This is a genomic window from Burkholderia sp. ABCPW 14 (assembly GCF_001523835.1).
GTDB lineage: Bacteria > Pseudomonadota > Gammaproteobacteria > Burkholderiales > Burkholderiaceae > Burkholderia > Burkholderia mayonis.
Genome location: NZ_LOVS01000188.1, coordinates 26,257 through 46,156 on the forward strand (window position 1 = coordinate 26,257; position 19,900 = coordinate 46,156).

12 protein-coding genes, 1 pseudogene and 1 riboswitch are annotated in these 19,900 nt (G+C 70.0%); of the genes and pseudogenes, 6 read left to right on the forward strand and 7 right to left on the reverse strand.

Annotated elements, in window-relative coordinates:
* Window positions 1-5: 5 nt before the first annotated feature.
* The 3 genes from WS62_RS27805 to WS62_RS27815 form a co-directional block, all read right to left on the reverse strand.
* Window positions 6-833, reverse strand: a complete 828-nt coding sequence (locus WS62_RS27805; protein WP_066577770.1) for a cytochrome b/b6 domain-containing protein — start codon at window positions 831-833, stop codon at window positions 6-8.
* Between the two features lie 43 nt (window positions 834-876).
* Complete coding sequence (locus tag WS62_RS27810; RefSeq protein WP_066577772.1) at window positions 877-1,689, reverse strand: DUF1223 domain-containing protein; 813 nt, start codon at window positions 1,687-1,689, stop codon at window positions 877-879.
* 171 nt (window positions 1,690-1,860) lie between these two features.
* Entirely contained in the window at window positions 1,861-2,121 is a 261-nt protein-coding gene (locus WS62_RS27815; protein ID WP_066577775.1) for a pentapeptide MXKDX repeat protein, read from the reverse strand.
* Between the two features lie 322 nt (window positions 2,122-2,443).
* Window positions 2,444-2,561, forward strand: a riboswitch (TPP riboswitch).
* Between the two features lie 71 nt (window positions 2,562-2,632).
* On the opposite strand from WS62_RS27815, the gene thiC reads away from it, so the two are divergent.
* From thiC to WS62_RS27840, 5 genes are all read left to right on the forward strand, one after another.
* Window positions 2,633-4,564 carry a phosphomethylpyrimidine synthase ThiC gene (gene thiC / locus WS62_RS27820; protein WP_066577778.1) on the forward strand — a complete coding sequence of 644 codons (1,932 nt, stop codon included), beginning with the start codon at window positions 2,633-2,635 and terminating at the stop codon, window positions 4,562-4,564.
* Window positions 4,565-4,778: 214 nt separating this feature from the next.
* A complete protein-coding gene (locus WS62_RS27825; RefSeq protein WP_066490329.1) occupies window positions 4,779-4,991 on the forward strand; it encodes a glycine zipper 2TM domain-containing protein in 213 nt (70 codons plus the stop codon).
* Between the two features lie 249 nt (window positions 4,992-5,240).
* Complete coding sequence (locus WS62_RS27830) at window positions 5,241-5,483, forward strand: hypothetical protein (protein ID WP_066490322.1); 243 nt, start codon at window positions 5,241-5,243, stop codon at window positions 5,481-5,483.
* Window positions 5,484-5,691: 208 nt separating this feature from the next.
* On the forward strand, window positions 5,692-6,624 hold the full coding sequence (locus WS62_RS27835) for a DMT family transporter (RefSeq protein ID WP_066577783.1): 933 nt from the start codon (window positions 5,692-5,694) through the stop codon (window positions 6,622-6,624).
* Window positions 6,625-7,456: 832 nt separating this feature from the next.
* Window positions 7,457-8,743, forward strand: coding sequence for a sensor domain-containing phosphodiesterase (locus WS62_RS27840; protein WP_066577786.1), 1,287 nt, complete (start codon window positions 7,457-7,459; stop codon window positions 8,741-8,743).
* A 632-nt stretch (window positions 8,744-9,375) separates the two neighbouring features.
* Here WS62_RS27840 and arfB read toward each other — a convergent pair.
* Genes arfB through recC form a run of 4 tightly spaced genes read right to left on the reverse strand, consistent with a single transcriptional unit; the run spans window position 9,376 to window position 19,476 of the window.
* Window positions 9,376-9,780 carry an alternative ribosome rescue aminoacyl-tRNA hydrolase ArfB gene (gene arfB, locus WS62_RS27845; RefSeq protein WP_066577789.1) on the reverse strand — a complete coding sequence of 135 codons (405 nt, stop codon included), beginning with the start codon at window positions 9,778-9,780 and terminating at the stop codon, window positions 9,376-9,378.
* Complete coding sequence (locus WS62_RS27850) at window positions 9,777-12,356, reverse strand: AAA family ATPase (protein ID WP_066577792.1); 2,580 nt, start codon at window positions 12,354-12,356, stop codon at window positions 9,777-9,779. Before WS62_RS27850 ends, arfB begins: the two co-directional genes overlap by 4 nt.
* Window positions 12,353-16,141, reverse strand: a complete 3,789-nt coding sequence (recB, locus tag WS62_RS27855; protein WP_066577794.1) for an exodeoxyribonuclease V subunit beta — start codon at window positions 16,139-16,141, stop codon at window positions 12,353-12,355. The genes WS62_RS27850 and recB overlap by 4 nt, the downstream gene beginning before the upstream one ends.
* Complete coding sequence (recC, locus tag WS62_RS27860) at window positions 16,138-19,476, reverse strand: exodeoxyribonuclease V subunit gamma (protein ID WP_066577795.1); 3,339 nt, start codon at window positions 19,474-19,476, stop codon at window positions 16,138-16,140. Before recC ends, recB begins: the two co-directional genes overlap by 4 nt.
* On the opposite strand from recC, the pseudogene WS62_RS38515 reads away from it, so the two are divergent.
* A pseudogene (locus WS62_RS38515) lies at window positions 19,468-19,900 on the forward strand (hypothetical protein); the annotation flags it as partial. The gene recC and the pseudogene WS62_RS38515 overlap by 9 nt on opposite strands.

A 19,900-nucleotide genomic window follows, 5' to 3' on the forward strand; every position in this document is an offset into this window, starting at 1 on the left:
TCCTTTTAGTGTCCGCGCAGCATCGCGAGCAGCGAGCGCGGAACGAGCGCCGCCATCGCGACGTGCACGACGAAGAACGCGACCAGAAACGCCATCGCCCAGAAATGCACGACGCGCGCGCTGTCATAGCCGCCGAGCAGCGCGCGCAACAGCGGGAACTGCACCGATTTCCAGATCACGAGCCCGGACAGCACGAGCAGCACGAGATCGGCGATCGCCGCGACGTACGCCGCGCGCTGGACCGCGTTGTAGACGGACAGATCGTCGTGCGACAGCCGGCCGCGCAGCGCGTCGCGCAGATCGCGCGCGATGCCCTTCGCGCTCAGCGGCAGGAACTTGCGCCTGAAGCGTCCGGTCGCGACGCTCATCGCCAGATAGAACACGCCGTTGAAGAACAGCAGCCACATCGCGGCGAAATGCCATTGCAGCGCGCCGCCGAGCCAGCCGCCCAGCGTGATGCCGCGCGGGAACGCGAAGCCCGCGTAGATCGGCGACGCGTCGTAGATCCGCCAGCCCGACAGCGCCATCGTCACGGCGGCGATCGCGTTGAGCCAGTGGCTCGCGCGCACCCATGACGGATGGATCGTCCTGCGCGGCCGGATGGCGGTCGTCGTTGAGTCGGTCGTTGAGTCGGTCGTTGCGTCGGTCGTTGCGTCGGTCGTTGCGTCGGTCGTTGCGTCGGTCGTTGCGTCGGCCGTTGCGTCGGCCGTTGCGTTGTCGGCTGCGTTGGTCGCCACGCTGATCGTTCCGTCGATCGGCACGTTCATCGGCGTATTCGTCGACGCGCTGGCCGCGACCTTCGTCGCCGCGTTTATCGTCGTCGTTGCATTCATGGGCGATGCCCTCCTTCCTTGATCGAATGCGAGCGCAAGCCGCTCAACTGCACAGCGGCAGATCGAGCGCCTGCAGCACGTCGCCCGTCGCGGGGTCCTCGACGAACGCCGCGATGCCGTAGCGCGCCGCGTCCTGTGCGCGCAGGCCCGCCGGCAACGGCAGCCGGCGCTGCACGTCGAGCGACGCGGCCGCGCGCCCCTCGGACGCGAGCGGCCCGATCCAATGGCGCACGACGCGCTCGTGATGCAGCGTCGCGCCGCGATTCTCGCCCGCGCGCACCTGCGACTCGATGCCGTTCTCGTAAAGCGCGAGATACGCATTGACCGCACGCGGCGCACCGGCGCGCGGCGTCACGGACAGTTCGACATCGAGCACGTCCGCGCGCCGCGCGGCGGACAGCGCGATGCCGACGCGCGCGGGCTCGGCGGCCGTCGCGACGACGCGCCGCTCGAACGCGTCCGCATCGCGCCAGCCGCGCAGCTCGCGCCCGGCGACGGCGACCTCCGGCGTATAGACGAAGCTGCCGCCGCCGCGCGACGCGAGCGCGCGCTGCCGTTCGGTGAAGCGATGCTGCGCGAAGCGATCGGTCCAGCCGAGGCCGTCCCAATAATCGACGTGCAGCGCGAGCGGCACGACGCGCACCGCGGCGCGACGCGCGGCGAGCCGGGCGAGCCAGTCGTCGGCGGGCGGACAGCTGCTGCAGCCTTCGCTCGTGTAGAGCTCGACGAGCGCCTGCCGGCCGTCAGGGCTGCGCGCGGCGCACGCGCCGCCCGCGGCCGCCTGCGCGACGCACGCCGCGCCGAGCGCGAGCGTCGCCGCGACAGCGCGCATCGAAGCGGAAAATGAAATCGACATATCGAAACTCTTCGGTCAGTGCCGGGCGCGGGCGCGTACGCTGCGCACACCGGCATGCGTGTCGCGATCCGGCTTTCCTCGATGTCCGGCGTCGCGAGAAAAAAACCGCCCGAACAGCGAACGGGCGGCCGAGCCGGGTCATGCGATGAAATCCGCCGGAAACGGCGCCGCTCAGTTCGACATCGGGCTCATCTTGTCGGACGACATCGGCTTTTTCATCGCGTCCTTCGACATAGGGTCCTTCTTCATGCCGCCCTTCGCCATGTGATCTTTCTTCTTGCCCATCTGGTCCTTCGACATCGCATCTTTCGACATCGCCATGCCATCCTTAGACATCGCGTCCTTCGACATCGCATCGTTCTGCGCATGCGCGAACGGCGCGGCGAACGCGAAACCGGCGGCACACGCGGCAACAATCAGATTCCTTTTCATGGGATCACTCCATCGTTATTGGTTGAGGAGCCGAATAGTCGGGGCGCGGCGGCGGATATGACGGCGACGCGCAAAAATTTCTTCGGGACCGACGATTGAGCCGGCGCGCGGTCGATCGCGCGGCGCACAAACGCGCTGCCGCGCCCCGCCGCGCCGGCTCGACGCGCAAGACGACGCGCCGCCCACGCGCCTCGAACGCGTGCGCGCCGGCGCCGTCCGGGCTGCCCCCGCCGCGGCGCAGCATGCGCAGTCAAACGCGCGTTCACGCGCCATCGATCTGTCCCCTGTTGAAACCGCAGCCGACCCGGTGTATCTTTTGCGCTTGCTAACGCGGGGGTCCTGCAATGCGCTCGGTCAAGCGATCGTGCGGCGCGGGTGAGAAATACCCTTTGAACCTGATCTGGATAATGCCAGCGCAGGGAAGCGTCAGGATTTCGCCGCTGTTCCACGTCTGAATCCCGTCGCGTCGCGCATCTCGTCTCCTGCTTAGCGCCCCACCACAGGAGATCGCATGAACGCCAATCCCAAGTTCCTGTCGGCCGACGCCCGCGTCGACGCCGCCGCCGTCGCCCCGCTGCCGAACTCGCGCAAGGTCTACGTGACGGGCTCGCAACCTGACATTCGCGTGCCGATGCGCGAAATCACGCAATCCGACACGCCGACGAGCTTCGGCGGCGAAAAGAATCCGCCGATCTACGTCTACGACACGTCGGGCCCGTACACGGACCCGGACGTCAAGATCGACATCCGCTCGGGCCTGCCCGCGCTGCGCCAGCGCTGGATCGACGCGCGCGGCGACACCGAAACGCTGACGGGCCTCACGAGCGAGTACGGCCGCGAGCGCGCGGCGGACCCGGCGACGGCCGAGCTGCGCTTCCCCGACCTGCACCGCCACCCGCGCCGCGCGCAGGCGGGCAAGAACGTCACGCAGATGCACTACGCACGCGCGGGGCTCATCACGCCCGAGATGGAATACATCGCGATCCGCGAGAACCAGCGCCGCGCCGAGTATCTGGAAAGCCTGAAGGCGAGCGGCCCGAACGGCGCGAAGCTCGCCGCGATGATGGGCCGCCAGCACGTCGGCCAGGCGTTCGGCGCCGCCGCGTTCGGGGCGAACGCACTCGCGCAGATCACGCCCGAGTTCGTTCGCGAAGAAGTCGCGCGCGGCCGCGCGATCATCCCGGCGAACATCAACCACCCGGAAACCGAGCCGATGATCATCGGCCGCAACTTCCTCGTGAAGATCAACGCGAACATCGGCAACTCGGCCGTCACGTCGTCGATCGGCGAGGAAGTCGACAAGATGACGTGGGCGATCCGCTGGGGCGGCGACACGGTGATGGACCTGTCGACGGGCAAGCACATCCACGAGACGCGCGAGTGGATCATCCGCAACAGCCCGGTGCCGATCGGCACGGTGCCGATCTACCAGGCGCTGGAAAAGGTCAACGGCCGCGCCGAGGACCTGACCTGGGAAATCTTCCGCGACACGCTGATCGAGCAGGCCGAGCAAGGCGTCGACTACTTCACGATTCACGCGGGCGTGCGCCTGCAGTACGTGCCGCTCACCGCGAACCGGATGACGGGCATCGTGTCGCGCGGCGGCTCGATCATGGCGAAGTGGTGTCTCGCGCATCACAAGGAAAGCTTCCTGTACGAGCACTTCGAAGACATCTGCGAAATCATGAAGGCGTACGACGTGAGCTTCTCGCTCGGCGACGGCCTGCGCCCCGGCTCGATCTACGATGCGAACGACGAAGCGCAACTGGGCGAGCTGAAGACGCTCGGCGAGCTCACGCAGATCGCGTGGAAGCACGACGTGCAGGTGATGATCGAAGGCCCCGGCCACGTGCCGATGCAGTTGATCAAGGAGAACATGGACCTGCAGCTCGAGTGGTGCAAGGAAGCGCCGTTCTACACGCTCGGGCCGCTCACGACCGACATCGCGCCGGGCTACGACCACATCACGTCAGGCATCGGCGCCGCGATGATCGGCTGGTTCGGCACCGCGATGCTCTGCTACGTGACGCCGAAGGAGCACCTCGGCCTGCCGAACAAGGACGACGTGAAGGAAGGCATCATCACGTACAAGCTCGCCGCGCACGCCGCCGACCTCGCGAAGGGCCACCCGGGCGCGCAGGTGCGCGACAACGCGCTGTCGAAGGCGCGCTTCGAGTTCCGCTGGGAAGACCAGTTCAACATCGGCCTCGATCCGGACAAGGCGCGCGAATTCCACGACGAGACGCTGCCGAAGGATTCGGCGAAGGTCGCGCATTTCTGCTCGATGTGCGGCCCGCACTTCTGCTCGATGAAGATCACGCAGGACGTGCGCGAGTTTGCGGCGCAGCAGGGCATGTCGGAAACCGATGCGCTGAGGAAAGGCATGGAAGTGAAGGCGGTCGAGTTCGTAAAGAGCGGCGCGGAGATCTACCACCGTCAGTAACGCGGCGCGCGCCGCTGCAGTGCCCCGAAAGCCCGCCTCGCGCGGGCTTTTTTGCGTATGCGCCATGGCGCGCCGGGCGCGAAACAAATGATTACGAAAGCGAGAGGGCTCTAACAAGTCCTTACAGCGCAAAACGCATCGCCCGCGTAGATTTTTGAGTGTGGGCTGCGTTCCAGAACGCGTCTACGCATCTCTTTCATCTGAGGATTGAACAATGAAATCGATTCGGCGTATTGGGGTATGCGCGATGCTCATCGCAACGGTGGCGAGTCTGTCGGCATGCGATACGATGACTCACCAGCAACGTAACGCGGCAATCGGCGCGGGCATCGGCGGTGTCGCCGGCGCGGCAATCGGCGGCAACGCCCTGTCGACGATCGGCGGCGCCGCCGCAGGCGGCCTCGTAGGCAGCCAAGTCGGCAAGTAAGCCCGCGAATCGGGCGCGCCGCTCAAGCGGCCGCGTCCTTGCATGCGGGCGATGCGAGCCGCGTTCGTGGTGGCGGGCATCGCCCGGCCGTTTCGCGAAACCGTGCGAGCATGGCGATTCGTGCGACGATTGCGCCGCGGCCAGCGGCGGAAATGATCCGTTACCGTTTCACACAGCGTTTCACACGCGAGCGGTCTAAGCTCGCAAGCATCGAATCCTGCCCCCGCACGCACGACTGCGGAACCCATCATGAACAAGACGCTTGTCGCCGCCGCACTCGCGAGCATCGCGCTCGCCGGCTGCTATTACCCGTACGGCTATTACCCTGCCGGCGGCTACTACCCTGCCGGCGGCTATTACGCGGCGCCGGTGGAAACCGCGCCCGTCTACGTCGCGCCCGCGTATCCGTCGTACTACTATCCGGCCCCCTCGCTGTCGCTCAACTTCGGCTACTGGGGGGGCGGCGGCCGCCGCGGCTGGCGCCATCACTGAACCTTCGCCGCGTAACGTCGGCGCGCCGGCGTCGGTGTGCGGCGCGCCGGTTTCACCTTCGCGTCAGCCGTTCGCCGACGATGCGCAGCACCCGTTCTGGCTCCCGTTGCCGAACATTGCTGTTTCATCGCAGCCTGAAACATCGCGCGACAGCGCGGTGTAAGATGCTTGGCCAGTCTTCCTTCGACAGCCAAGTGTCCGATCCTCGATGAACGTCAAGAACGCCTTTCTGCTGATCGTCCTCGCCGCGCTATGGGGCGCGTCGTTCCTCTTCATTCGCATCGGCGTCACCGAATTCGGCGTCGCGCCGCTGATGGCGCTGCGCGTCGGCATCGGCGCCCTCTTCCTCGTCGCGCTCATGCTCACGCGCTACTCGCCGCGCGAACTCGCCGCGCTGCTGCGCAAGCACGCGTGGCCGCTCTTCGTCGTCGGCCTGCTCAATTCCGCCGCGCCGTTCTGCCTGTTCGCGTTCGCCGAGCTCACGCTGTCGGCGGGCGTCACGTCGGTCATCAACGCGACCACGCCGCTCTGGGGCGCGCTCGTCGCATATCTGTGGCTCAAGGATTCGCTGTCGCTGCCGCGCACGCTCGGCCTCGTGGTCGGCTTCGCTGGCGTGCTGACGCTCGTCTGGGATCAGGTGTTCTCGCCGCACGGCGCGAATCCGGCCTCACCCGCGACGGCCGCGCTCGCCGCCGCCGCGGCCCTCGGCGCGACGCTGCTGTACGGGATCGCCGCGAACTTCACGAAGCGCAAGCTCACGGGCGTCGATCCGCTCGTCAACGCGACGGGCAGCATGGTCGGCGCGACGGTCCTGCTGCTGCCGTTCGCGCTCGCGACCTGGCCCGCCGCGCCCGTCTCCGCGCACGCGTGGGGTTCGGTGCTCGCGCTCGGCATCGCGTGCACGGGCATCGCCTACTTCATCTTCTTCTACCTGATCGCGCACGTCGGGCCGGCGCGCGCGATCACCGTCACGTTCGTGATCCCGGTGTTCGGCATTCTGTGGGGCGCGCTCTTCCTCGGCGAACGCGTATCGTTCGCGATGCTCGAAGGCTGCGCGATCGTGCTGCTCGGCACCGCGCTCGCGACCGGCGTGATCAAGCGGATTCCCGGCATCCGGTCGCAGCGAAACGAGGCTGTGTAACGACGGAGGGCGGGCGGCGGGCGGGCGACGCGCGGTGCCGTCGGCGGGCGGCGGGCGGCGGGCGGCGGTGCGGTGGCGCGGCGGTGCGGTGGTGCGGTGGTGCGGTGGCGCGGTGGCGCGGCGGTGCGGCGGTGCGGCGGTGCGGCGGTGCGGCGGTGCGGCGGTGCGGCGGTGCGGCGGTGCGGCGGCAGGATCGCGCAACGCGGTGCGTCCGACGGACCGCGTGGTGTACCGACCGGTGAATCGGAAACGTCGAGCTTCCCGGACGTCCCTCTCGAATACTTCCGACGCCCGATTCCGCTCGGTGAACAGATCATCGGGCGTCGAGCATCGCGGATATCGCCGCCGGCAGTGCACGCGCGATCGTCCGCATGCTGAGCGACAGCGCGTACTTTGATACGCCCCCCCTGCAGCCCAGAACCTGCTTCGCGCCGTCAATCTGTACCGACTGGTGAGTCGAATTCGCTTCAATCGCTTGAATCGATAGGCGGCCACATCCGCTGCATCGACAAGCGCTCGCCTGCGGCAAGCGGGCGCCGCCTGCAGGACATCCGCGCCCCACGCCGCCGACCGGCCCGCCGCCGCGTGGCGGGCGCGCCCCGTCCGTCTCCAGAGCCTGCTTTCGTCCGACGCGGCGACGCGACATTGCGACGCCGGGTTAAGCGTATCCCCGATGCGCAATGCACGCCGACATTCGTTACACTCGATTCCATTCCCCACGGGACGCAGAAATGACGCACTTCGTCTTTCGCCGCGTGGTCCTTATGAGCGCGCGCACACGTCCGCCGCGTGGCGCGCGCCTTTTGCCGCTCGTGGCGGCGATGCTGACAACATGCCCAAATCGCAGGGGCTCTCGCCCGACAGCCTGATCTCGCAGTTCACACGCGGCGACGAAGGCTGGTGCGCGCAATATCACGACATCGCCCTTTCAAGTGCCTTTCAGCCGGTGATTTCGATCACGCACAAGCGCGTCGTCGGCTACGAGGCGCTCGTGCGCGCGACCGACGCGAACGGCGCGCCGATCTCGCCCGACACGCTGTTCGCGCGCGCGCAGGCGCGCGGCGAGACGATCCTGCTCGATCGCCTGACCCGCTGCCTGCACGTCGCGAATTTCTCCGCGCAAGACACGGGCATGTGCTGGCTGTTCCTGAACGTGCTGCCCCAGATGTTCGACGCCGGCATCGCGCCGCGCGAGTTCATCGAGGCGCTGTGCGCGCACTTCGCGCTGCCGCCGACGCGCGTCGTGCTCGAAGTGATCGAGCAGCCGTCGCGCAACGAAGCCGCGCTCGCCCACACGCTCGACATGATCCAGCACGGCGATTTCCTGATCGCGATCGACGATTTCGGCACCGGCTTTTCGAACTTCGACCGCATCTGGCAGATAAAGCCCGACATCGTGAAGCTCGATCGCTCGATCGTCGAACGCTCGCTCGCGCCAAGCGACGCGCACCGGATCGTCCATCACCTCGTCACGATGCTGCACCACGCGGGCACGATGGTGCTCGCAGAGGGCGTCGAGAACGAAGACGCGCTGCAGATCCTGATGGACGCCGACGTCGACTTCGTCCAGGGCTTCTGCTTCGGCCAGCCCGATCCGTCGCTCGAGCACGCGCGCCGTTACGCGCCGGCACGCATCGAGGCCGCATGGGTGCGCTTCGCCGAGCGCGTGCAGAAGCGGCGCGGCGGCGCCATGCATCCCGGGTTCGACACGATCGAGCGGATCGTGCTCGCGGGCGCCGCCGACTACACCGAGGCCCAGGACCTGCGCGGCACCGCGCAACGGCTGCTGACGAATCCGATCGTGCGGCGCGTGTTCGTCGCCGAGGCGAACGGCGAGCAGATCGAGCCGTCGGTCACCTCAGAGACGCCGGATGCGCCGAGCGTGACGACGCGGCGGCTCGCGCCGCTGCTGCCGGAATTGCATAGCAACTGGTCGCGGCGCGCGTATTTCCAGCGTGCGGTCGCGGCGCCGGGACGCGTCGCGCTGATGGGACCGCACTTCTCGCTGACGGACGGCCGCGACTGCTACACGGCGGCCGTCGCGATCCATCTCGGGACGACGCTGAAGGTGTTCTGCGTCGACTTCGATTTCTCCTCGTCGGACGGTGACGAGCAGTAGGCGCGGCGGAGACGGCGTGCGGATCGAACACCCTCGCTTGCGAGCGCCTCGCGGACAGGGATGGACGAATGGATATATGAGCGGCGCGGCGGTACGCCGCGTGCATTTGTCCATTCGATGTCCGCTCGATGTCCGCTCGATATAGGCGATAGGCCGGTTCGACGTGGATAGACGCTCGATCCGAATGCGAGGCGCGCGATGGGTGCGGCTGCGGCTCACGACGCGGGCAGCGTCCGAGTTGCCGTGCCTTGCCGCGCCGCTCGCTCGAACCTCGGGTTCGTTCACAGGCCGAGCAATGGGTATCCCGTTTGACCGCCGTCCACCGGCATAGGCGCACGCACAACAGCATTTGCGGCGCTGTGCGTCGACCTAGCCGCTGCCGCCGTTCGCGCCGGGCCCGGCCAATCGTTATCATCGGCACGCCCGAGTCGCAGGCGACATGCCGGCCATCGAACGTCGCTTGCGGCTTTGAACTTTCAACGTCGAACTCCGAACTCCGAACTCCGAACTCCGAACTCCGAACTCCGAACTCCGAACTCCGAACTCCGAACTCCGAACTCCGAACTCCGAACTCCGAACTCCGAACTCCGAACTCCGAACTCCGTATATCGAGCGCCAAATGCCAAACGCGTTCAATCGACGATTCTGCCGCGCCCCGACTTCACTTCGCCGCGCCGGCTCTTCTCGGCAAGCCGGCGTTCCTTCGACGCACGCGTCGGCCGGGTCGCGATCCGCTTGCGCGGCGTCACGCCAGCGCTGCGGATCAGCATATCGAGCCGCGCGAGCGCGGCCGCACGGTTCTTCTCCTGCGTGCGGTACTCCTGCGCCTTGATGACGACGACGCCTTCGCGCGTAATCCGCTGATCGGAACGCGCGAGAAGCCGCGCCTTCACTTCGTCCGGCAGCGACGACGCGCGGATGTCGAAGCGCAGGTGAATCGCACTCGACACCTTGTTGACGTTCTGCCCGCCCGCGCCCTGCGCGCGGACCGCCATCAGTTCGACCTCATCCGGCGAGAATGCGTAGCGCAGCGTCATCGCGTCCCCTCCGGCGGAGCGCGCAGCGCGTCTGCGATTCGCGCGGCCAACCCGGAATCGCGCGCGGTGCGCGTCGCGATCGCCAGCGCGAGCACCGCGCGCGGGCCGATGACCTGCACCCGCGAACGCGCGCGCGTGATTGCCGTATAGACGAGCTCGCGCGACAGCACGCGGTTGAACGACGCGGGCAGGATCAGCGCCGCGTCATCAAACTCCGAGCCCTGCGACTTGTGGACGGTCAGCGCGAACGCCGTGTCGTGCGGCGGCAGCGCGGCGGGCGACACCGCGCGCGCACGGCCGTCCGCGCCGCGAAACCAGACGCGCAGCGCGCCGCGCGCGTCCGGCAGCGCAATGCCGATGTCGCCGTTGAACAACCCGAGCGCGTAATCGTTGCGCGTCACCATCACGGGCCGTCCCGCGAACCAGTGCGCGCCGATCGCGAGCGGCACGCGCACCGCGCGGCGCACCTCGGCCGCGACGTGCGCATTGACCTCGTCCGCGCCGCGCGCGCCCGTGCGCGTCGCGCACAGCACGCGGAAACGGTTGAGCACGTCGAAGAGCGGCAGCGGATCAGGCGCGGGCGTGGCGAGTGCGTCGCGCAGCGCGGCCGCGTAGCCGGCGAAGCCCTGCGCAACCCGTTCGATCGTCGCGGCCGACAGCGTCGCGCCGCCGTCATCGCAGAAACGCGCGGCCGCATCGTCGGCTGTCGACAACGCGTCGAGTGCATCCTGCACGGCGCCGCGGCGGATCGCGAGCGACAGCCGGCCGATCGGCGAATCGAGGCCGAAACGATAGTTGCGCTCGAGCCAGACGACGCAGTCGGTCAGCGGCGCGACGGCAAGTGCTGTCGGCGATGCGGATTCGTCGGGCATCGTCGATGCCGAAACGCCCGGTTCCACGCGTGCATCGGCGCTCCTGCCCGTCACCGCATCGGCACGTACACGTGCGTCGGCTCCGGCCGCCGATGCGGTGCGCCGCTCGCCCGACGCGGCATTCATCGCGGCGTCTTCGAATGACGAGAAGGACGCGTTGTCGAGCCACGCGAGCTCGTCTGCGTCGATCCACGCCGCCGGCTCGGCGGCGGATGCGTCCCACGGCAAATCGGCCGGAATTCCGTCATCGGCCGGTGCCGGTCTGCGTTGCGCGTCCCCGCTGCCGTGAACGTCCCGCACGTTCGACGCCCCGTGCACGTCCGGCATGTCGAGCCGATTCTGCGGCGCGTCGCCCGGTGTGTCATCGCCCGGCGTACTTTCGTCGTCGAACGCGAACAGCGATCCCTGCGCATCGTCGGCCGCGCGTTTCGATTCGCGTGCGCCGCCTCGCCGACCGGCGCGCGGCGCAGGTTCGGCAGCGGCCTTGTCGGCCGCCATGGCCATGGCTCGCGCCGCAGGAACGGCCGCATTGGCCGAAGCGCACGCCGCTGCGCTCGCATCGATGACGGCCTCGCGTACATCCGCGGCCGCCTTCCGAATCCCCGCCGCGCCGCGGGCGATCCCGTCCGGCAACGCCGCCACGAACTCGGCCTCGTCGATGCCGAGCGCGCGCGCGATTGTCGTACACGCCGTCGCGCTGAACGCGGGCTGAGCGCTCAGTTCCGCGAACACCGCGCCCGCTTCGACGGCCGCGAGCTGATCCTTGTCGCCGAGCAGCACGAGGCGCGTGTTCGGCGCGAGCGCGTCTAGCAGGTGCGCGGCGAGCGCGACGTCGATCATCGACGCTTCGTCGACGACGACGAGGTCGTACGGCAGCGGGTTGTCGCGGTGATGCGCGAAGCGCCCGCCCGGACCGCCGCCCAGCAGCCGGTGCAGTGTGTACGACGTCTGCGGCAGGCGCATCGCGAGCTCGGCCGGCAGGCTGCCGGCGCGCGCGTGCAGCGCCTCCTGCATCCGCTGCGCCGCCTTGCCGGTCGGCGCGGCGAGCGCGATCCGCAAGTCCGGATGCACGTCGAGCAGGCACGCGATCACGCCGACGACCGTCGTCGTCTTGCCAGTGCCCGGCCCGCCGCTCACGATCGTCACGCGGCCCGTCAGCGCGACGAGTGCCGCGACGCGCTGCCAATCGACGCCCCGCTCCTTCTGCGGTCCGAAATATCGAACGAGCCGCTCGCCGAGCGCCTCGGGCGCGAGCCAGCCGACGCCGCCCACCGCGGCATCGGCGGAACGGGCTCGCGCGACGAGCGCGGTCGCGAGCCGCGTCTCATATTCGAAGTAACGCGCGAGATACAGGCGCCCGTCACGATCGACGACGAGCGGACATTCGCCGCCGCGAGCGATCCCGCCGAACGCGGTCACGCCGCTCGCCGCGAGCGCGTCGCGCACGTCGGCGAACGGCTCGTCGTAGCGCTGCGCGAGCGCGTGCAATGACACGCACACGTGCCCCGCCGCCGTCGCGCGGCTCGCGGCGAACGCCGCGCGCGCCGCCCAGCGCGCGGCCGCGGCGGGTGCGCCGAGGCGGCGCGACAGCATGCCGATCCGGCGCGCGAAGCCTTCCGCGAGCGCGAGGCCGAAATCGGCCGGCTCGGGCAGACGGTCGGCCAGGCCGCCCGTCCACGCGAAGCGTTCGTCGACCGTGCTCATGCCGCCCCCTCGCGCATCAGCGCATCGAGCGCTTCGACGAGCGCGCGCGCCGGCCGCCGCGCATGCACGCCTGCCGGCGCGTCGGCGCTGCGCCAGCCGGGCCGCACGCCGCGCACAAACAGATACAGATAGCCTGCGATGTGCGCGTCGTAGTCGTAGTCGCGCATCCGCACGCGCAGATAGCGATGCAGCGCGACCGTATAGAGCAGCGCCTGCAGGTGATACGCGTGGTGCGCCATCGCGGCGTCGAGCGCGCGCGGGCCGTACGCATCGGGCGCCGTGCCGAGATGATTCGACTTCCAGTCGACGATCCAGAAGCGGCCGTCGTGCTCGACGATCATGTCGATGAATCCTTTGACGAATCCGGCAAGCGTGCCCGCCTCGAGCGCGACGTCCGGATAGCCGTGCGCGGCGAGCAGCCGCCGCAACGCGTTGAAATCGAGCGCGGGCGCGGGAAACAGGAATTCCATTTCCGTCAGGCGCCGCGCCGGATCGAGTGTCGCCAGGCGCATGCCCGGCACGAGCTCGGTCGCGGCGAGATCGGCGACGAGCCGCGTCATCATCGCCGGCAGCCGCGCGGCGAGCGCGAGCTCCGCTTCGACCGGGCGCTCGTGCAGCGCGCGCAGCGCGGCTGCCGGCCACGTCGACGCGTCGGAGAAATCGCTCAGCTCGAACAGCCGGTGCAGGCATTCGCCCGCCGCCGCGCCGCGCGGGAATGCGAGGATGTCGTCTTCGGCGGGCTCGTGCGCGACGGCAGTCGCCGCTCGTGCGGCGGCGTCGGGCGCGTCCGGGTCGACCGCCGCGGCGAGCGCATCGTGATCGGGCCGCGTCTCTTCGTCGGCGACGCTCGCGATACCGCCCTCTTCGCGCGCGAGCGCCGACGTGAGCGAGCTGAAACTCGCGATCCGCCATGCGTCGCGCAGCCCGCGCGTCGCGCGTCGCGCCGATCGCGTCGCGTCCGTCTCGTGGCCGGCCGCGAGCGGCTCGCGATGCGCCGGCACGGGCAGCGCGCCGAGCGTCACCGGGCCGCCCGCGAGCGCCTGCCAGCGCTCGGCGAGCTCCGCGTCTTCGGGCGGCTCCTTGAGCCATGCGTCGAATTCGCGGCCCGCGCCCGCGACGAGCCAGTTCAGCACGCTGCGCCGCGCCTCCTTCGTCGAGCGCGACGACACGTACGTGCCCGCGACCAGATAGCATCGGTAGACGGCGCGCGTGAGCGCAACATAGACGAGCCGCGCGCGCTCCGCCGCCTGCTCGCGCACCGCTTCGCGCGACGCGCGTTCAGCCGCCTCGTCGTCGCAGCCGTAATGCAGCACCGCGCCGCCCGCTTCGTCGTGATACTCGCGCGCATCGGGCAGGCCCGAGCCGCTCGGCTCGCGCAACCCGCCGTCGTTCAGGAACGGACAGAACACGATCGCGTATTCGAGCCCCTTCGACTTGTGCACGGTGACGATCTGCACGAGGTTGCGATCGGACTCGAGCCGCAGCTGTGCATCGTCTCCACCGCCTTCGAGACGCTGCGCGGCGAGCCAGCGCAGCGTCGGCGCGATGCCCGGCTGCGCGGATGCGCGCGCCTGCGTCAGCTCGGCCAGATGGTTGACGTCGGTCACGCGCCGCTCGCCGTCCTGACCGGCCATCAGCCGCTCGGCGATCCGCAGCTCGTTCGCGAACGTGCGCCACATCACCGCAAAGCCGCGTTCGCGCCACAACAGCCGATAGCGGGAAAAACGCTCGACCCAGCCCATCGCGTCGGCATCCGCCGAAGGCGGCGCGGCAGCGCTCGCCGATGCGCGCGCGCGCCCGTCGTCCGCAGCTTCGCGCGCGGCGTCCTCGACGTCGCCCTGCGCCGTGTCGCCTTGCTCGAGACGCCAGAGCGCCGCCGCATCGAGCCCGAACCAGTCGGATGCGAGCGCCGAGCGCAGACGCCGCAGGTCGCCGGGCGCGTCGATCGCCGCAAGCACGCGCTCGAGCTGCTCGGCGTCGATCGTCGCAAACACCGACGCCTGCGCAAGCTCGACGCTGCCGATGCCCCACGCCGCAAGCACGCGCTTCACGAGACTGCCCTGCCTGTGAGTCTGCACGAGCACCGCGATGCCGGACGCCGCCAGCGGCTCGCCGCCGAGCGTCACGTCGCGCTCGCGCGCGCCGCGCATCAATCGCGCGATCTCGGCGGCGCACGCATGCGCCGCCTGCCGCTGCGCGTCGCGCTTCGTCAGCCCGCCATCGCCGGCGGGCAGCGTCCACACGCGGAAGTCGCCCGCGCCCGCGAGCGGATCGGTCGTATCGACGAGCGGCGCACGTACGCGCGAGCCGGCGCGCACCGGCTCGTAATCGAGTCCGTCGAGCACGAACGCGCGGGCATTCGCGCCGAACACTCGGTTGCACGCGTCGACGATCGCCGGCGTCGAGCGCTGGTTCACCGCGAGCGTGTAGCGCGCGGATGCCCGCGCACGCGCGGCGAGATACGTATGCAGGTCCGCCGCGCGGAAGCTGTAGATCGCCTGCTTCGGATCGCCGACGAGAAAGAGCGGGCCGGCAGGCGCGAAGATCGTGTCGAAGATCGCGAACTGCAGCGGATCGGTATCCTGGAACTCGTCGATGAGCGCGGCCGGATAGCGCGCGCGCAGCGTCTCGCGCAACCATGGATGCGCTTCGAGCGCGTGATACAGGTTCGCGAGCAGATCGTCGAACGACACGACGCGGCGCGTGCGCTTGCGCTGCGCGAGCTCGGCCGGCGCGGTGTCGAGCCATTGCGCGACGATCGATAGCCAACGCGCGCGCTGCGCGGCCTCGACCGCGGCGACGGCCGCCTCGAGCGCCTGCGCGACGTCGAAGAACGCGTGACGCGGCGTCGCACCGCCTTTTTTCGTCGCTTTTTCAAGCGCGGCCTGCGTGAGCTTGAGCGCCGCGCGCGGCAACGCGGCCACCGCGCTCGCCTGCTCGAAGTAGCGCGCCCACGCGTCGAACGCCTCGGCCACCGCCTCCGGCTTGTGCGAGCGCTGGTTCAGCGACGGCTGAGCATCGGCGAGCAGCGCGTCGAGCGCGCCGCGTTCGGCGCGCCAGATGCCGGCCGCCGCGTCGAAGTGCTCGCGGGCGGCGGCCTCCGCATTGTCGTCGGCCGTGTGCAGTCCGTCCCAGCGCAACTCGGCGAGCGGCTTTTTCAAGCGCCGCGCGAGCTGCGCGTCGAGCGCTGCGGGACTCGCACCGTATTCGACGAGCCACTCGGCGAACGCCGGATGCGCCGCCGCAACCGGCTCGACGCGCGTACGCCAGAAATCGGCGGCAAGTTCGAAGCGCAGCGCGCCGTCGTCCGCCTCCATCTCGAACGCGAACGGCATCGCGGCCGCGAACGGCGCTTCCTGCAGCGCGCGCTGGCAGAACGCGTGGATCGTGTGGATCGCCGCCTGGTCGAACGCGCGCAGCGCGCGTCGCACACGCTTTGCGGCCGTCTCCGGATCGAGACCGCGCTCGGGCAAAAGCGTCGTCTCGAACAGGCGCGCGACGAACGGATCGTTGCCGTCGTCGCCCGTGTCGAGCGCGTGCGCGAGCTGGGCGAGGCGCCCGCGAATCCGCTCGTGCAGCTCGGCCGTCGCCGCCTTCGTGAAGGTGACGACGAGGATTTCGTCCGCGCCGAGATCCTTTTCGAGCAGCAGGCGCACGTAGAGCGCACAGATGTTCCAGGTCTTGCCGGTGCCCGCCGACGCTTCGATCTGGTTCACGCCGTCGAGCGCGCACGCAAAGACGTCGAGCTCGCTCGTCGACGGACCGGGTGGCGCGGCGCGGCTCATGACGCCCTCCGCAGATGCTCGGCGAGCGGATCGAACACGAGATGCGCGAGCGCGCCGAACGGCTCGTCGAGCGACGGATTCGCACCGCGCCAGGCAAGGGCGAGCGCCGCGTCGTCGGCTTCGCCCGCGACGCGGTCGTTGATCCACACGCCCGCCGCCTTCGATTCGCTCTCCGACACGAGCGCCCATGCGCTCCTCGGGAAAAACGCGAGCGGCATCCGGCGGCCCGCGCGGAACAGCGCGGCGAGCGGCGCAAGCTGCTCGAGCGGCGCGGCGACGGGCGCGAATTCGAACGTGTCGCCGCTGCCGAACCACAGCGTGCGGCGCGGCCCGTCGGGATCGATCGTGCAATAGACGAGATGCGCGAGCCACGCGGACAGATAGTCGCGGGCGCCCGGCCGCGCATAGCGGTAGATCACCTGCCCCGCCGCCGTCAGCCGCGCGAGCGCGCCATGCAGGCGCAACGGCTCGCGCGTCGCCACGGACGCGAGTTCGGCGTCGTGCGCGCCGAACCATCGCGCATCGCCGGCCGCGGGCCAGGCGGGTGAAATGTCGAATGCGAACGGCACGCGCGTCGCGCCGTCGGCCAGCGCGCGCCGCACGTTGCCCGCGAGCTGCGCGAGCGCGTCGAGCTCGTGGTCGCGCCGCACCGCGCCCGTCGCGCCGCCCGGCACCTCGGGGCTCGCGTCGGCGACGCGCAGCGCATGCTCGAACGCGGCCGCATCGGCCGTCTCGATCAGAAGCGGCAGCACACGCTCGGCGAGCGCGTCGCTGCCCGCGTAATCGAGCTCGAACGGCTCGGTGTCGACGAGCTCCGCCTGTGCGTCCGCGAGCACGATGCCGAGCCGCGCACGCAGCAGCGAGCGCGCCGGATGGCGCCAGAAGCGCTCGAAATCGGCGAAGGCGACGGGCTCCGCGGGCTCGGCCGGCAGCGGCCTGGAGAAAAACGGCTGCGCCGCCGCTTGGGCGCCTTCGGCAAGGAGGCGCGCGAGCGTCGCGCGCGACGCGTCGTACGTGAAGAGCGTGCCGCCCGGTGCAAAGTACTCGGCCGAGAAAGGCTGCAGCGGATGCTCGATCACGAACGCGCGGCGCGCGGCGTCGATCGCGTCGGGCGGCGCGTCCGGCCCTGCCGACACCGTCGCCAGATGGTCGAGCAACTCGTCGACGAGCGCCGCGGGCGGCAGCGGTGCGTTGTCGCGAATGCTGCGGCCCGTGTAGGCGATCAGCAGGCGGTCGCGCGCCGCGAGCAGCAAATCGAGGAACAGGTTGCGCTCGTCGTCGCGGCGCTGCCGGTCGCCGAGCTTCGCGAACACGGCCATCAAGTCGAATTCGTCCGCACGCGTGAGGCTCGGCAGCACGCCGTCGTCCATCCCGATCAGGCATACGACGCGATACGGCAGCCCGCGCAAGCTCGTCAGCGACGAAAACGTGACGCCGCCCCACGGCACGCCGCCGCGCGCCGGATCGTCGAGCGCCGCCGCAAGGCCCGCGCGCACGACGGCGGCCGGCAATTCGACGCCGCCCGCGCCTTCCGCCATCGCGGCGAGCATCGCGTCGAGCGCGTCGCGCACGCCGGACAGCGCGTCGGCGAATGCCGGGCCCGAATCGAAGAAGCGCGCGAGCGCGTCGGCGAACGCGTCGCCCCAGCCTGGCGGCGTCAGGTCGCCGGCAATCCGCTGCGCGAAGCCGTCGAGATCGTCGGTGAAGCGCGCGAGCCGGCCGAGCAGCTCGGCTTCCCCGCCTTCCGCGCCAGAGATCGGCAGCCACGTGGAGACGGGCGCCGCGCCGTCCGGCATCGCGTAGCCGAGAAAGAGCCGCGTCAGCGCATCGGCGAACGTGTGACGCAGCGCGGGCACCGCCGCGTTCGCATTTTCCGACGCGTCAGGCGCGAGCCCGCGACGCGCGCCCGCCGCCGCGAGCCACGTCTGCACGGTCTCGAGCGCCGCCGCGTCGATGCCGTAGCGCGCGGCGACCGCATCGACGCGCAGCCATTCGACCAGCTCCGGCGCGCCGACGTTGCGCTCGGGCAGCGCAAGCCAATCGAGCAGCACGCGTGCGACGGGGTTCGCCTGCGACGGCGGCAAGCCGGTGATCCGATACGGGATGCGCGCCGCGTCGGCGCCCGACGTGGTGCCGAACACCGCGTCGATCAGCGGCCCCGCCGCCGCAAGATCCGGCATCGCGACGAGCACGTCCGACGGCGCGAGGCCCGGATCCGCGTCGAACCACGCGAGCAGACGATCATGCAGCACCTCGAGCTGGCGCGCGAGACTGTGGCATACGTGCACCTCGATGCCGCGCTCGGCAGGCGGCTCGCCGAGCGCGTCCTCCGGCTGCAGATCGAGGATCGCGTTCTGCACGCGAGCGAGCCACGTCGGCGCGGGATTCTCCGCGTAGCGCGACGCGTCGCTCGCCGCCGCGCTCTCGGTCAGCTCGTGCAGCATGTGAAGCTGCGCCTGCGTCTGACGGCCCCATTCGGCGAGGAGCGGATGGCCGACTTCCTGATAGTCGAGCTGGTCCGCCGCGTCGAGCGATTCGGCGCGCGCGGCGGTCACGATGTCGAACCAGAATTCGCGGCACGGATTGAGCGCGTAGATGCGCACGTCGATCCAGCGCGACAGCTCGCGCAGCAGCGCGATGTGCAACGGCGGCATCGTCGGCAGCGCGAACACGCTGACCGATTCCGGCCACTTCGCATGCGCGACGATGTCGAGATCGAGCGAGCCGACCTCGCGCAGGAACCGGTGCGCAGGCGGCATTCCGCTGTCGGACAGCTCGGCGAGCAATGCGCGCCAGAGCGCCGCCTGCCACGTCTCGTCGTCGCGCGCGGCATCGCCGCCGTGGCGCGGCGCGCCTTCGAGCGCGAAGATCGATTCGCCCGCCTGCCATTGCGCAAGCCACTCCGGGCGATACGTGAGGTAGTGGTCGAACACCGTCGCGATCCGATGCGCGAGTTCGTGGCGCATCGGCGCATCGGCCGCGGCCAGATACGCGGCGAGCCGCGGCGACGCGCGCCACGGCTGCGCGCCGTCGCCGGACAGCAGCCGGTAGCAGCCCCACACGAGGCGATCGGGCGCGAACGGCGAATGCACGGGCACCGTCAGCACTTCGCCGATCTGCACCCACAGCCATTGCGCGAGATAGCTGAAGCGCACGTTCGCGCATACGCCGTGCCGCTTCGCGACGCCGAGTTCGAGCCGCCGGCGCAGCGCCGCGCTCGGTACGATCACCTGCTGCGCGGCCCATGGCCCCGCGCCGTCCGACGCGGCGGCGAGATCGTCGAGCAGCGCGTCGGCAAGCGTCTCGTGGCGGTTCGAATAGAAAAGATGGAGCATGAAGCGGAGCGAAAGACGCCGGGGGGATACCCGGCAAGTCGAGGAGCCAAGGATAGCAAACGGAGGACCGCGCGAGAATCTGGCCGATCGGCCGATGCGCGCCCGTCGCGTCGGCGCGGCGACGGAAACCGTGCCGCGCCGCCGCCGGATCGCAGGCTGCGCCGGGCCGGCATCGCCATCGCGATGCGCGGCGACGTGCTGAACCTGCGTCCCGCGCCGCGGTCAGAGTCCGAACGCCGAACGCCGAACGCCGAACGCCGAACGCCGAACGCCGAACGCCGAACGCCGAACGCCGAACGCCGAACGCCGAACGCCGAACGCCGAACGCCGAACGCCGAACGCCGAAGGCCGAACGCCGAACGCCGAACGCCGAACGCCGAACGCCGAACGCGGCACTCCGCACGCAGACCGCCGACGGCATCGC